Genomic DNA, 14,664 nt, shown 5'->3' on the forward strand with positions numbered 1-14,664 from the left:
ACCTGATCCGAAAGGAGCAGGATCGGCATGCCGGATCGAACGACACAGCAACCACCCAAAGCGCCCCGGCCCCTCAGCGGACGCTGGTTCATGGCGGGCCTTGGATATATCCGCCACCGCTGTCAGCGCGCTATGCATATCTTGCGCAGCCGGGGGCCAAGCCAGTTGCAGTTCTGGTTTCTGGCCCTGTTGATCGGCATCGGCGCAGGTTTTGCCGCACTGGGATTCCGAATGGGAATCGGCGCGATCCAACGCAGGATCTATGGTGCCGACGATCTGACATTGGCCACCACTGCGGGAACGCTGCCGTGGTATTGGGTGCTGACAGTGCCAATGATCGGTGGACTGGTCGTCGGGATCATCCTTGACCGCTTCACCCCTGACGGGCGTGTTCGTGCAGTCGCGGATGTAATCGAGGGCGCCGCATTGGAGGGCGGGCGCGTCGAGACCCGGGCCGGGCTGGCCTCGGCAGCGGCATCCTTGATCACATTGGGAACCGGCGGCAGTTCGGGGCGCGAAGGCCCGGTCGTTCATCTGGCCGGGGTGATCTCGACTGCCGTGGCGGATCGCATCAAGGCCAGTCCAATCACCGGGCGCGAACTGTTGGGCTGTGCGGTCGCCGGCGCCGTCGCGGCCAGTTTCAACGCTCCGATCGCCGGCGCGCTATTCGCGCACGAGGTGGTGCTGCGCCATTTCGCGCTTCACGCCTTTGCGCCCATCGCCATCGCCGCGGTTGCCGGAACTGTCATCAATCGCCTGCAATTCGGCGGGCTGACCGAATTCACCCTTCAACAGGATATGGACCTTGCCTTCTATGTCGAACTTCCCGCCTTCATGATCCTTGGGCTGGTGTCGGCATTGGTGGCCGCCGCGATGATTTCCGGCATCCTCCGGGCCGAGCGCGTGGCCGATTGGCTGATGGGCCAAAGCCGCTGGCCACGTTGGAGCCGTCCGGCCCTTGCGGGCCTGTTGCTGGGCGCGATCGCAATCCCTTTCCCCCATATTATCGGGGTTGGGTATGAAACAACGGCTGCGGCACTGTCAGGACGCATCGGGCTGAGCGAAGCGATCATATTTGCGCTGATCAAGGCGGTGGCTGTTGCAATCACCCTTGGCGGACGCATGGGCGGGGGCGTTTTCTCGCCTGCGCTCGTGATGGGATCGCTAACCGGTCTGGCATTTGGCATCGTTGCCACCGGTCTGCTGCCCGAGCTTTCCGGAAATGTGAATATCTACGCATTTGCCGGTATGGGGGCGGTTGGTGCGGCAGTCTTGGGGGCACCCATTTCAACGGCGCTGATCGTGTTCGAAATGACCGGAGACTGGCAAACCGGTATCGCCGTCATGACCGCGGTGTCGCTCAGTTCGGCCCTTGCGTCGCGGCTGGTGCATCGTTCGTTCTTTCTGACACAGCTTGAAAATCGGGGCGTCAGCATTGCCGAAGGGCCGCAGGTCTGGCTGCCCCAGAAAATGCGCATCACCGCGATCATCCGCCTGATGGATTCCGATGACGCCCCTTCAGAAGATCTGGCGCGCAACCTGTATGATTCCGGTCAGGCATTGACCGAAGCCATGCCCCTTGACGAGGCCCTGAAGGAGTTCGAGCGTACCGATGCGGCATTCCTACCTGTAATCCGCCCGCCCGAGTCATCGGGTGACAGTGAACCCGGCATTGTCGGGGTCGTGTATCACGTGGATGCCCTGCGCGCGCTGAACCAGGCACTGGCCGAAACCGCCGCCGAGGAACATGGTTAGGCCATGCACAAAACGCCAGAGTCCCGCCCCAACCGGGTCACATCATCAGCGAAGCTGGGGAAATGGTGGGTGATAAGAGATTTGAACTCCTGACATCTTCGATGTGAACGAAGCGCTCTACCACTGAGCTAATCACCCGGTGGAGCGGCTTTTATAACCCGCAAATGAATGACGCAAGAGGGTTTCGCAATCACACCGTCGCGAAACGTGATTTCACGCACTGGCCGTTCCACCACGGCGGCGAAGGCGCAGCGTGATGACATCGCCGCCGCGCTGGTCCTTTTCAAGATTGACCCGGCCTCGTCCCAATGGCGGCACAGCCAAAGTATACCCCGCCGACAGCGCTTCGCCCAATTGCTCCAACGTGGCCTCGATGATTGGGCGCGCCTCGGATTTCTTGGCTCCGGTCGCGGCAACAACCCGATCGACGAAATCCCGCTTGTGGATCACCTGCGCAGGTTGGGGGTCGGATGAAGCAAGACCGTTGGACCGCCGACCGACATTGTTTTTCACCGGCTGCTTTTTCATGGCATTCTGCCCTCCGCACGAGTGAAACCTGCCTTTCAGATTGGCGGCGGATTGACGCTAGGTCAACATATTTCGGCGTAAGTGCATGAAATGCAAAGGCCGAGCCGGTTTCCCGGCTCGGCCAAACACGATCTGGATATCAGTTCCCAGATGGTCAATGCGCGATCGTGCTTTCGCCCTTGCCGCCTGACGAACGCGCCGCCAGTCGCGCCGCTTCGGCGGCCTCTTCGGCGGCCTCGTCCCACTCGACGGGTTCGGGCATCCGGACCAGGGCGTGCCGCAGCACCTCGCGGACATTGCTGACCGGAATGATCTGCAGCCCCGTTTTCACATTGTCCGGGATCTCGGCCAGATCCTTTTCATTGTCGGACGGGATCAGAACGGTCTTGATCCCGCCACGCAATGCGGCAAGCAGCTTTTCCTTCAACCCGCCAATGGCCAGCACATTGCCGCGCAAGGTGACCTCGCCAGTCATGGCAACGTCCTTGCGGACGGGAATGCCGGTCATGACCGACACAACCGAGGTCACCATGCCGACACCTGCCGACGGGCCATCCTTGGGCGTTGCGCCTTCGGGCACATGGACATGGATGTCGCGCTTGTCGAACTCCGGCGGCCTGACACCGATCTCGGGCGAGATCGAACGAACAAAGCTGGACGCGGCGTCGATGGATTCCTTCATCACATCGCCCAGTTTCCCGGTCGTTTTCATCCGCCCCTTGCCGGGCAAACGCAACGCCTCGATCTGCAACAGATCGCCGCCAACCGATGTCCAGGCCAGACCGGTCACGACCCCGACCTGATCCTCTTTTTCGGCCAGACCGTAACGATAGCGACGCACACCCAGATATTCCTCGGCCTTGTCCGCATCCACCGCGACCGATTTGGTCTGGTTCTTCAGGATCTCGGTCACCGCCTTGCGTGCCAGCTTGGCGATTTCGCGCTCGAGCGAGCGGACACCGGCCTCGCGGGTGTAATAGCGGATAACATGGGTCAAGGCACCATCGCTGACCGAAAATTCACCCTTGCGCAGGCCATTCGCCTTGATCTGCTTGGGCAACAGGTGCTGACGGGCGATCTCGCGCTTTTCATCCTCGGTATAGCCGGACAGCGGAATGATCTCCATCCGGTCCAGCAACGGGCCGGGCATGTTATAGCTGTTGGCCGTGGTCACGAACATCACGTTCGACAGATCGTATTCCACTTCAAGGTAGTGATCCACGAAGGTCGAATTTTGTTCGGGGTCCAGAACCTCAAGCATGGCGCTGGCCGGATCGCCGCGGAAATCCTGCCCCATCTTGTCGATTTCATCCAGCAGGATCAGCGGATTGGTCGTCTTGGCCTTTTTCAGCGCCTGGATGATCTTGCCCGGCATCGAACCGATATAGGTCCGGCGGTGGCCGCGGATTTCGGATTCGTCACGCACACCGCCAAGGCTGATGCGGATGAATTCGCGCCCGGTCGCCTTGGCCAGCGACCGACCCAGCGAGGTCTTGCCCACGCCCGGAGGACCCACCAAAGACAGGATCGGGCCTTTCAATTTCTGGCTGCGCGATTGCACGGCCAGATATTCGACGATCCTCTCCTTGACCTTTTCCAGACCATAGTGATCGGCATCCAGAACCTGCTCGGCGCGGCCCAGATCCTTGCGGGTGCGCGACTTCACACCCCATGGCAGCGCCAGCAGCCAATCGAGGTAGTTCCGGCTGACCGTCGCCTCGGCAGACATGGGCGACATGGATTTCAGCTTTTTCAGCTCGGCCTCGGCCTTTTCACGCGCTTCCTTGCTGAACTTGGTCTGCTCGATCTTTTCCTCAAGCTCGGCGATCTCGTTCTGACCTTCATCGCCATCACCCAGTTCCTTCTGAATGGCCTTCATCTGCTCATTCAGATAGTATTCGCGCTGGGTCTTCTCCATCTGGGTCTTGACGCGCGACTTGATCTTCTTCTCGACCTGCAGAACCGACATTTCGCCCTGCATCAGCGCATAGACCTTTTCCAGCCGCTCGGTCACATCGAGCGATTCCAGAAGATCCTGCTTCTTGTCCAGTTCGACCCCCATATGGCCGGCGACCAGATCGGCCAGCTTGCCGGGTTCGCGCGCCTCGGACACGGCGGTCACGACCTCTTCGGGGATGTTCTTCCGGACCTTCACATAACGTTCGAATTCTTCGGCGACCGCACGCACAAGCGCTGTTTCGGTGGCCTCGTCGCCACTGACTTCGGGCATCTGCACGGCTGCGGCTTCAAAATGATCGTCATTTTCGATGAAACCGGTGATCTCGACGCGATCATGACCTTCGACCAGGACCTTGACCGTTCCGTCAGGCAGCTTCAGCAATTGCAGGACATTCGCCAGAACGCCCGTGCGATAGATCCCCTCTTCGTCGGGTTCGTCGACCGAGGCATCTTTCTGAGCGGCCAAAAGGATCGGGCTGTCCGATTCCATCACGGCTTCCAGCGCGCGAACGGATTTGTCGCGCCCCACGAACAGCGGAACGATCATGTGGGGAAAGACCACAATGTCCCGCAGCGGCAGCACCGGATAGGTCTGAGAAGACAGTTCATTCATAATATTCATTCCTTTCCTGCCCGAAGCCGTGGCCCCGTCAATGGCGACGCACGGCCCCTGCGTCGCATCAATCTAGGTTCGCAGGCCGCCACGTTCAATACGACGATAAGAATACCATATATTTCGACATGCCGCCGCCCTGCCACCACAGACGGTGTTTGCACCCCCTCAGCGCGGAATCACGATTTCGGCCCGTAGACCGCCCAGACGCGCACCACGGCCCAGCCGCAGCTGCCCTCCATGGCCACGCGCCACATCAGCGGCAATGGCCAGGCCCAGCCCCGCGCCCTGACCGCTGTTGCGGTTGCGGGACGGGTCAAGCCGCGTAAAGGGACGCATCGCGGCATCCATGCTTTCGGCGGCGATTCCGGGGCCGTCATCCTCGATGCTGATGCGCAGGCTGCGCGGCCCCAGAGCTGCCTCGACCTCGGCACAGGTGCCATAACGCACGGCATTGCCAATCAGGTTCTCGACCGCGCGGCGCAGCATATCGGGGCGAAACACTGCCTGGCCGTCAACATCGCCTTCCAGCCTGTGCAGGCTGACCCGCTGACCTGCGCGCTGTGCATCGTCGACGATACCCTGCAAAAAGCCCGACACCTGCGTCGCTTCGGGGGCAACATCACGCGCCTCGTCGCGTGAATAGTCCAGAAATGTGTCGACCATGCGATTCATCTCGGAAATATCGCCGTCCATCGCGGCGATATCCTCTTCGTCCGGGGGCATGTCGGGCGACAGCATCGACAAACCCAGCCGCAGCCGTGTCAACGGTGTCCGCAGATCATGGCTGACACCGGACATCATGAGTTTGCGTTGCTCATTCTGGCGTTCAAGGCGATTGCGCATATCCAGAAAGGCCGTGCCCGCGCTGCGAATCTCAACCGCGCCGCCGGGCCGGTATGGCACAAAGCGCCCTTTTCCGTATTCTTCGGCGGCCCGCGCCAGACGCCGGATCGGACGCAGCTGATTGCGCAGGAATATCGTCGCGATTCCCGTCATCAGCAGGGATGTAAAGATCATCAGCACCAATAGCTGATGCGGATTCGATGCGCTGACCCGCCGCCGATCGAAGGTCAGCGAAAACGGCCCATAGCGCCCCTCGACCACGACCATGACCCTTTTGTCGTCGCTGGCCAGATCAATGGACATGATGTCGGGCACGATACGCCGGAGCTCTTCGATCACGACCCGACCGGAAAAATCATAGAACAGCCGCGCGTCGCTGATTTCCTCTTTTGCCGGCAGTTCAAGCGTCAATTCCAGCGGCACGGCAACCGCCCGCCCCGACAGCAGGGCAAGCGCCGCGTTTTCCGACCGGTTCATTCGCTGCGCAACAAAGCTGATTTCACGCGCCATGTTAGAGGTCATCTGCCGGGTCACACCTTCGAAGTGACGCTGAAGGAACATGACGCTGACAACCAGCGTGACCACGACGACAGGCAGAAACAGGATCAGCGCGGCGCGGCCATACAGCCCGCGCGGCAACAGCGCCTTCAGAAAGCTTGTTTCGGAATTGTTCGACATGGAAACCCTGATGTTACGGGGCTAAGCTACCCTCATGGACATTCCCGTAAAAGAGCCGCGCTGCATCCTGGCGCAAAACCCTTCGCCCCTGACCGGGCCGGGCACGAATACCTATCTGATCGGGCAAAAGGAAGTCGCCGTCATCGATCCCGGCCCCGACGACCCCGAACATCTAAACGCGATATTGACCGCGACCGAGGGTCGCGTGTCGCATATTTTCGTGACCCATGCCCATCTCGATCACAGCGCCGGTGCCGTGGCGCTGTCCAGGGCAACCGATGCACCCGTTCTGGCATTCGGGGATGCGCGGGCCGGACGCTCGGCCTTGATGCAGAAACTGGCAATGCAAGGTCTGAAGGGGAACGAAGGTCTGGATCATGATTTTTCCCCCGACATCCTTCTGGCGGATGGCCAGATCATCACCACGGCCGAATGGTCGCTGCAGGCCGTGCATACGCCCGGACACAGCGCCGGCCATCTTTCATTCCTGTGGAACGACCTGCTGTTTTGCGGCGACATCATCATGGCATGGTCTTCAACACTCATCTCGCCCCCCGACGGTGATCTGGCGGATTATTTCAGATCTCTCGACAAGATCGAAGCACTGGGTCCGCACCGCCTGATGCCCGCACATGGCAACCCGATCGACGCGCCATCCCAGCGAATCGCGGAACTGGCGCAACATCGCCGCGACCGAACAGCGCAAATCCTTGCTGCCTTGCATGGATGCCCTGACACCCCCGAGGGAATCGTGCGCCGGATCTATGACATTCCGCCCACCCTTTTGCCCGCAGCATCACGCAATGTCCTCGCGCATTTGCTGGCGCTCAGCGAACTCGGAGCGGTTCAGGCCGCAGGCGACACCCTGGCGCAGGCAAAATTTTCAACTTTGTAAAAAAAACATCTCAATGCCTCTGGACGCCCCCGAAACCCATTGCTATATCGCCTCTCGTGTTCCGGCGTAGCTCAGCGGTAGAGCAGTTGACTGTTAATCAATTGGTCGTAGGTTCGATCCCTACCGCCGGAGCCAAAGATTTCAAGGACTTAGCGCTCATCCGCTAAGTCCTTTTTCTTTTAGAGCACAGAATATGTACAGAAAACACTGCCCGAAGGAGACGCCTCTTTATACTGGCAAGGCTGATCCTAAGATTGCGCATGCTGAAAACCCTACCGAGCAGGGCGAGTCATTGAGTCGACGCATCAATGAGCACCGCAAGAGCATAGAGTTGGTGTCCGGCGAAGGTGGCATAAGCCTAGATGATTTTGAAGTTCGGTACCTTGTGACCGCTAGCGGATTTCAGGTAACCGCCGAAAACTTCCTCATCAATTACTTCAAGCCAATTTGGAACAAAGAAACCAAGATCTGCTTTGGCATTGGCAAGCATGGTGATGATGCCAATACTCGGAAGAATAAAAAGTCTCCTTGTCATTGGCATCTAGGCCATCGTGCCGTTATCTTGCAGGCAAGTAAGCCAGCAAGCTACCCCTCTGACATTCGATCAATGAGAAACGCCCCTAAAACATATTGATTTCTGAAGCATAGAGACCATCCAACCTCAGAAGCACAGAATTGAGCACAGCATCTGCGTCGGTGGCTGACCGATTCAAGCTATTGAACGTGAACAGTCACATCATACCCAAGGGCTTTCAGTGCCTTTGACGTTCTGCCATTTCTGGGCGGGTAATGGTCAGGCAATGCCCAACCAACCAGCTCCCCCAAGGCGCTGATGCCGAGGCCGTCAATCTTGAACTTCGGATCATCTATCGCCTGCCACAGACGATCTGGCAGTTCATCCAATTTGCCGCCGTAGAAGATGTACGAAAGCACCTCTTTAACATCCAGCCCGGCGTCCGTTCTTTGTTCCCAGATCGTCTTTGAGAGCGCAGCGACCTTTTGGGGAATGTCGTACGCCTGACCAGTCGACGGTAATCCGACCGAGGTATTTCTTACTCGGCGTGCATAGTCTTTGATCGAATGAACTGAATAGCAAACCTCCTTGAAGTCATCGTATTTCAAGGTTGGCAGGATCTCTTGAGACAATGCGTTTCTGAGGAACGGCGCAGTGGTGTTTAGCATGACGTCTTCGCCTTGCGGTGCAGCCTTAAGGCCAGCCCACCACCTGAGCGCTTCCGCTCTGGCTATGTCCGGATTGGATTTGTTTCGATCAAAGAAGTCCAGATAGCGTGCCTTCTGCCCTTCAAAGGTCTTTTGGTAATAGAAAGCATGTAGAAATTGGTCGGCCTGTGCACCGGATGGAGCATCGTCAGTGATCCAAGTTGGACGGTTTTCAGGTAAAATTACCTGGCTACTTATGTCCCTGAGAACTTGAAGTGTCGAGTACCATTCAGCAAGGAAGCTATCCCGTTTTGCATCGCTGGCTTTCTTGGGTGATGTAGTAACCAATCCACTCCAATTATTTATGCTGGAATTTTCCCAGAACGCCTTGTCGTCCGGCGCTCTCATGGCTAGCTCTTTTTGGCGTTTCACCATCAGGTCGAAGAGTTCCTGTGTCAGCGGCGTAGCATGCTTATCGAGAACGGAGAACATCGATTGCAGGTCATTTGCGAGCCTATCATCAATATCTGTTTCTTGAATAAAGAACCCAGCCTCGACATTTGTGTTCCAAGCGCCGCCAGTCAAATTTGCCGAGCCGACATAAACCCCGTAGCCTCGCCACCAAATGACTTTTGCATGGTGTTTCTTAACAAGCTTGCAGGTGAACTTTGCTGATTTCTTTTTCAGGAATTTGGAAAGAACGTTGGTGTTGACCGCAACTTGTGAGTCCAACCGCCCCCAGAACTTTAGTGGAATATCGTGCTCAATGCACCAATCAAACAAGAGAGAATTGTCGGTCGCGTAGGCAACGGAGGCCAAGACCTCATCTGTCTCTTGAGCGGCATTTTCCGTGATATTCCGTAAGTAGTTTCCATTAATGGCACCCAAAAACAATTCCATGAAACATCCCGCTATAAACTTGCCTCTTAGGCAGCACGCGTCAGTTGCACTGTGATGTCAACAGCATTTGATCACGGATCAGCGGGACAGCTTGGGAAAATCATATATACGACAATGGCTTAACAGCCACATTCGCTGACGAACACAGCACTGAGCACAGCCGAATGCTTCATGTGTCCTCAAAATATGGCGTGGCTACGATCCAATCAAGCAACTGAGTGCGGGTTTCGACGTCAAGGTCCTTGCGCCTCTCGACTGCCCCGATTGCTTCGTCTCGAACCTTGGAGGATTGCCAGGGAACGGGATCGCGGTTGGCCTTCATCTCCGCTAGAAGCCCATCGTCGGGGTCATGCAAATAGCCCAGACAGATGCGCATGGTCTCACCGCCGTCGGCAAATGCCACAGTGGCAACGCCACCAGGTCGCACCAGGTTTATCTGGTTAATCGGATCAGTCATCAGATGCTCCCCCCGGTCTCCTGTGGCGTCCCCTGGACGACTTCGGCGTCGATCGTGACGGGGGCTTACCTGAGGCCGTTTCGGTCACCACGGGCCTCCGTACAGCCCCTTCAGGCTGAACCAGCCTGGGTTTGGCTGGCAGGGAGGTTTGAACGCTCGTGGCATTGTTGATCTGGACATTCGTTTGGGCAGGTCCATCCACCGAACTCATCCGCAGGGATAGGAGCTTGTTCAGGACACGGGGATCAACGCTCGCCGTCTCGAAACGATAAACCGGCTCAAAGTCATCATCCAACTCGGGTTCGCCCGTCTCAGGATCGAAGCACTTAACCCATTTGCCGGTCCCCATCTCTAAGGCCGTCTGGACCACCCGCATGGTCAATTCTTCTTCGAAAGCTGCCAGAGCCTCGTCCCACGCCTCCGCAAAATCTGGATGCTTTGCACGCCGGTCATAGAAGGTCCGCCGGGTCGCCCACGATGATCGCCTGCTTGCCCCGCGCGATCGCACCAATTGCGTCCCAGGTGGTGATCTGTGACGCCTCGTCGAAGATCACCACGTCGAAGGCCGCTTGCCCCGCAGGGAGGTACTGCGCCACCGAAAGCGGGGACATCAGCACGCAGGGGGCCAGCTTGGAGAAGGCGTCGGGCATTTCCGAGATCAGCGTTCGGATCGGCATGCTGGGCCGCTGCAGCCCAAGCTGATGCCGCAGCGTGCCAAGTTCAGACCGGCGCGCAACAGCATCCTGGGCTGGAAAGCCATGCTGGATGCGGGACAGGACCTGCCCGGCTGCCATCTCCGTTGCACGATCATCCAACTCGCGGAAGCGCTTGATCGCATCCTCGTGCGACCAGTGGGAGAACCGCCGCAATTCTGGCTGCGCATCCATGGCCTGCGGCAACCACCAGGCCGCATAGGCCGAGGTGAAGGCTGCATCGACATCGCCCTCGATCTGGCCGTCTTCGACGGCATGGACGAGGGGCTCAAGCCCTGCGCCGCTGGCTTGTGCACGGACTTCGACCCACCGGGTCCAATCCTGCAGGTGCTCCTTGTTGTCCTGGATGGCCTGCAGAGATGCGAGCATCTCCGACAGGGCCAACCGAACTCCGCCATCGAAGTGACCGGTATCTCTGCGCCACCCTCTGGACTGACTTCGACCTACTGGGGGATCAGGAGGCTGCCAAGAGCTTCGCACGCCGGTTCATGCGCGACTTTGACATGATCTCCAACGCTGATATCGGGTCAGTATCGTAGCGACAGCTTGCGTTGATTTCATGGTCTTCATCGGAGTTCCCACCGCTTCCAAGCGACCTCGTGTCCAGGGGCTCACTATCGCAAGCCAGCCCCACTGCGCCATGCTCAGGCTCATACGGGGAGAGCACAACGGCACTCCGCTGGATCCGTGGCCCCATGCCTTGAACCGCCGAATCCTCTCCATACGCGAAAAGCGCCGGAGCATCAGCGCCAGCGCCTCTATCACCGTCTTTCAGAGAGCAGCCCAGAGACACCAGGCGGTACGTTTCGCCCTTGACACCCCTTGCGCAGACTTATGCTTCCGTTTGCGCATTCACCTGCTTTCTCTGACTACGCCTCGCCGAAGCGATCGGCCTCTCATTTCAGTGGCTTCAACAAGCGCACCGTTCAAGCCAGTCCATGCGAGAGCCGATGGTCGGTCGAAGCGTCTCACTGGGCCAGATGCCGAAAGGAAAAACCGCGAAGCCGACTGAAAGCGGGTACATCCACGCCCTTCAAAATAGACCTCGGCCGGATCATGTGGTCCATACGGCCGCAACTTGATCCCGATTTACACGAAGTCAATGGGTCCAGGGCAAGCGGCGGTCGGTTGCGAAATTTTCGCCGTAGCCGCGCGGACGTATATTCACGCTGCGCTTGTGGGGCTCTTGCACGACATATTCCAGCTTGCGATCTTCTGCATAGGCGATCGCCTGCTTGCGGGTATCGAAGCGCAACCTGACCTGGCTTTGCGTGTCATCGCTGCTGGTCCATCCCATCAGCGGATCGATTTCGCGGGGGTCTGCGGCGGGAAATTCAAGCACCCATCCCTTGCTGCGCGCAGTGCCCGATTGCATGGCGTTGCGGGCGGGCTGATAAATGCGGACTCGCATAGCTGGCTTCCTCTGGCTTGGACCGCCGATGTTATCGCCAATGCAACAAGCCGGATCAAGCCCCATGTTCGCTGTATGCCACATCCTTTGCACAGGCAAAGGTCAACCGTGGATCAGGGCTTGAACGGACCCCGGCACAGGTTAGTCTTGCAAGGTGATCACACCCCGTCCCCAAGCCTGACGATCAGGTCCCAGACAAACAGAAGAAGGGCAGCAGATGAGACTTCGTGCCGCATCCATGCCATTGGCCATCATTGGCCTGACCGCCGCGTGCCAACCGCAACCCACACCGCTGACCAGCTGCTCGACCTCGGCGCATCAAAGCCTTGTCGGCAAAAACATCGGCGATGTGTCACTGCCCGAAAGCCTGCCCCAGCGCGTGATCATTCCAGACAGCGTCATCAGGCAGGACATGAACCCCCGGCGCCTGAACATCCATGTGGACGACAAGGGCTGGATCACCAGGATCAGCTGCGGTTGACCCTGCCCCCCCGCCCTAACGTCGACGCTTGGATCGTTTGTTGCCCCCTCGCTGTCCGGCCCGGCCAGCGGTCGAGCGGCCAGAGCCACCAACCGCGACCTCGACGGCCTCCTGTATGGCTGACTGACGCGACAGGGGATCGTCAGAGACCGCCAGATCAACCGCCTCGAGCCGCTTGACTTCATCACGCAGTCTGGCTGCCTCTTCGAATTCGAGATCCTCGGCTGCCTTGCGCATCTGGGTGCGCAGCGCGTCCAGATGTGCCTGAAGATTCGCGCCGACCAAGGGTTTGTCCACCTTGGTCGTGATCCGCGATTGATCGGTGTCGCCCTGCCACAGCCCGGCCAACACGTCATCGACATTCTTGCGGACGGTTTGCGGGGTAATCCCGTGTTCCGCGTTATAGGCGATTTGCTTCTGGCGACGGCGTTCGGTTTCCGCCATTGCCCTTTCCATGCTGCCCGTCACACGATCAGCATACATGATGACGCGCCCGTCAGCGTTGCGCGCGGCGCGCCCGATCGTCTGGATCAACGAGGTTTCAGAGCGCAGGAAACCCTCTTTGTCGGCATCCAGAATGGCCACCAGCCCACATTCGGGAATATCCAGTCCTTCGCGAAGCAGGTTGATGCCAACCAGCACGTCAAAGGCCCCCAATCGCAGATCGCGCAGAATCTCGATCCGTTCGATCGTATCGATATCGCTATGCATGTAGCGGATACGGATACCCTGCTCATGCAGGTATTCGGTCAGGTCCTCGGCCATGCGCTTGGTCAGGGTGGTGACCAATGTCCTGTAACCCGCGGCGGTGACACGGCGCACTTCGTCCAGCAGATCATCAACCTGCATCTCGACCGGGCGAATTTCGATCTGGGGATCGAGAAGACCTGTCGGGCGGATCACCTGTTCGGTGAATACCCCGCCTGTCTGGTCCATTTCCCATTGCGCGGGGGTGGCGCTGACGAAAACCGATTGCGGGCGCATCGCGTCCCATTCCTCGAATTTCAGCGGCCGGTTATCCATACAGGACGGCAGCCGGAAACCATGCTCGGCCAACGTGAACTTGCGCCTGAAATCGCCACGATACATGCCACCGATCTGGGGCACGCTGACATGGGATTCATCGGCAAACACAATGGCATTGTCCGGTATGAACTCGAACAAGGTGGGGGGGGGCTCGCCGGGGGCGCGCCCGGTCAGATAGCGGGAATAGTTCTCGATCCCGTTGCACACCCCGGTCGCTTCCAGCATTTCGAGGTCGAAATTGGTGCGCTGTTCCAGCCGCTGTGCCTCGAGCAGCTTGCCTTCGTCCTGCAGCTGTTTCAGCCGCTCTTGCAGTTCCTTGCGGATGCCCTTGATGGCCTGCTGCATGGTCGGGCGCGGCGTCACATAGTGGCTGTTGGCATAGATGCGGATCTGCTGAAAGCTGTCGGACCTGGCACCCGTCAACGGATCAAACTCAATGATCGCTTCAAGCTCGTTGCCAAAGAAATCGAAACGCCATGCCCGGTCTTCGAGGTGGGCAGGCCAGACCTCGACCACATCACCGCGCACGCGGAATCCGCCGCGCTGGAATGCCGTATCCAGCCGCTTATATTGCTGCGCCACCAGTTGCCCCAGAAATTCGCGCTGATCATAGTTTTCACCGACGATCATGTCTTGGGTCATCGCCGAATAGGTTTCGACCGACCCGATCCCGTAAATGCAGCTGACAGAGGCCACGATCACCACGTCGTCACGTTCCAGCAACGCCCGCGTCGCGGCGTGGCGCATACGGTCGATGGCCTCGTTGATCTGCGATTCCTTCTCGATATAGGTGTCGCTGCGGGCGACATAGGCTTCGGGCTGATAGTAATCATAGAAGCTGACGAAATATTCGACCGAGTTGTCGGGAAAGAAACCCTTGAACTCACCATATAGCTGCGCTGCCAGCGTCTTGTTGGGTGCCAGGATGATGGCGGGGCGCTGGGTCTCTTCGATGACCTTGGCCATCGTATAGGTCTTGCCCGTGCCGGTTGCGCCCAACAGAACCTGATCGCGTTCACCATCCAGCACGCCTTGCGACAATTCCCTGATGGCGGTGGGCTGATCGCCGGCTGGGTTGAATTCGGTGTTCATGACAAAGCGTTTCCCGCCCTCCAGCTTGGGGCGGGACACTTCTGGAAAACGCGCAACGGGGGCGTTGGTGTTGTTATGACCCATGGGGAATCCGTATTGTCGCAAGGCCCCTAGAAGGTGTGCCCTTCTTCGCGAAAGTCAACCTTGCG

12 protein-coding genes and 2 tRNA genes are annotated in these 14,664 nt (G+C 58.6%); 5 read left to right on the forward strand and 9 right to left on the reverse strand.

Going from position 1 to position 14,664, the window contains the following annotated elements; translation table 11 throughout:
• Positions 1–90 precede the first annotated feature (90 nt).
• Positions 91–1,755, forward strand: a complete 1,665-nt coding sequence (locus PAF17_RS08110) for a chloride channel protein (protein ID WP_271888740.1) — start codon at positions 91–93, stop codon at positions 1,753–1,755.
• Between the two features lie 63 nt (positions 1,756–1,818).
• On the opposite strand, the gene PAF17_RS08115 is transcribed toward PAF17_RS08110, so the two are convergent.
• The 4 genes from PAF17_RS08115 to PAF17_RS08130 all read right to left on the reverse strand — a co-directional run bounded on the left by PAF17_RS08115 (position 1,819) and on the right by PAF17_RS08130 (position 6,379).
• Positions 1,819–1,893 (reverse strand) — tRNA-Val (locus PAF17_RS08115).
• A gap of 75 nt (positions 1,894–1,968) precedes the next feature.
• On the reverse strand, positions 1,969–2,283 hold the full coding sequence (locus PAF17_RS08120) for an HU family DNA-binding protein (RefSeq protein WP_271888598.1): 315 nt from the start codon (positions 2,281–2,283) through the stop codon (positions 1,969–1,971).
• A 154-nt stretch (positions 2,284–2,437) separates the two neighbouring features.
• Complete coding sequence (gene lon / locus PAF17_RS08125) at positions 2,438–4,855, reverse strand: endopeptidase La (protein ID WP_271888741.1); 2,418 nt, start codon at positions 4,853–4,855, stop codon at positions 2,438–2,440.
• Between the two features lie 168 nt (positions 4,856–5,023).
• Positions 5,024–6,379: an ATP-binding protein gene (locus tag PAF17_RS08130; RefSeq protein WP_271888599.1), complete on the reverse strand. Its 1,356-nt coding sequence runs from the start codon at positions 6,377–6,379 to the stop codon at positions 5,024–5,026.
• A gap of 34 nt (positions 6,380–6,413) precedes the next feature.
• Here PAF17_RS08130 and PAF17_RS08135 point away from each other — a divergent pair, with 34 nt between their 5' ends.
• From PAF17_RS08135 to PAF17_RS08145, 3 genes are all read left to right on the forward strand, one after another.
• On the forward strand, positions 6,414–7,274 hold the full coding sequence (locus PAF17_RS08135; protein ID WP_271888600.1) for an MBL fold metallo-hydrolase: 861 nt from the start codon (positions 6,414–6,416) through the stop codon (positions 7,272–7,274).
• Positions 7,275–7,334: 60 nt separating this feature from the next.
• Positions 7,335–7,409, forward strand: a tRNA-Asn gene (locus tag PAF17_RS08140).
• Between the two features lie 58 nt (positions 7,410–7,467).
• Entirely contained in the window at positions 7,468–7,908 is a 441-nt protein-coding gene (locus PAF17_RS08145; RefSeq protein ID WP_271888601.1) for an Eco29kI family restriction endonuclease, read from the forward strand.
• A gap of 80 nt (positions 7,909–7,988) precedes the next feature.
• Here PAF17_RS08145 and PAF17_RS08150 read toward each other — a convergent pair whose 3' ends face one another.
• From PAF17_RS08150 to PAF17_RS08165, 4 genes are all read right to left on the reverse strand, one after another.
• Positions 7,989–9,335, reverse strand: a complete 1,347-nt coding sequence (locus PAF17_RS08150) for a phospholipase D family protein (protein WP_271888602.1) — start codon at positions 9,333–9,335, stop codon at positions 7,989–7,991.
• A gap of 169 nt (positions 9,336–9,504) precedes the next feature.
• Complete coding sequence (locus tag PAF17_RS08155; RefSeq protein WP_271888603.1) at positions 9,505–9,792, reverse strand: hypothetical protein; 288 nt, start codon at positions 9,790–9,792, stop codon at positions 9,505–9,507.
• Between the two features lie 449 nt (positions 9,793–10,241).
• Positions 10,242–10,889, reverse strand: a complete 648-nt coding sequence (locus tag PAF17_RS08160) for a DEAD/DEAH box helicase family protein (RefSeq protein WP_271888604.1) — start codon at positions 10,887–10,889, stop codon at positions 10,242–10,244.
• Positions 10,890–11,604: 715 nt separating this feature from the next.
• The gene (locus tag PAF17_RS08165) at positions 11,605–11,916 is read right to left on the reverse strand and encodes an ETC complex I subunit (RefSeq protein WP_271888605.1); all 312 of its coding nucleotides are present in this window, start codon (positions 11,914–11,916) and stop codon (positions 11,605–11,607) included.
• Positions 11,917–12,133: 217 nt separating this feature from the next.
• On the opposite strand from PAF17_RS08165, the gene PAF17_RS08170 reads away from it, so the two are divergent.
• Positions 12,134–12,397 carry an I78 family peptidase inhibitor gene (locus PAF17_RS08170; protein WP_271888606.1) on the forward strand — a complete coding sequence of 88 codons (264 nt, stop codon included), beginning with the start codon at positions 12,134–12,136 and terminating at the stop codon, positions 12,395–12,397.
• 15 nt (positions 12,398–12,412) lie between these two features.
• On the opposite strand, the gene uvrB is transcribed toward PAF17_RS08170, so the two are convergent.
• Positions 12,413–14,599, reverse strand: coding sequence for an excinuclease ABC subunit UvrB (uvrB, locus tag PAF17_RS08175; protein WP_271888607.1), 2,187 nt, complete (start codon positions 14,597–14,599; stop codon positions 12,413–12,415).
• Positions 14,600–14,664: the final 65 nt, after the last annotated feature.

The sequence above is a fragment of the Paracoccus onchidii genome (assembly GCF_028294535.1).
Classification (GTDB): domain Bacteria; phylum Pseudomonadota; class Alphaproteobacteria; order Rhodobacterales; family Rhodobacteraceae; genus Paracoccus; species Paracoccus onchidii.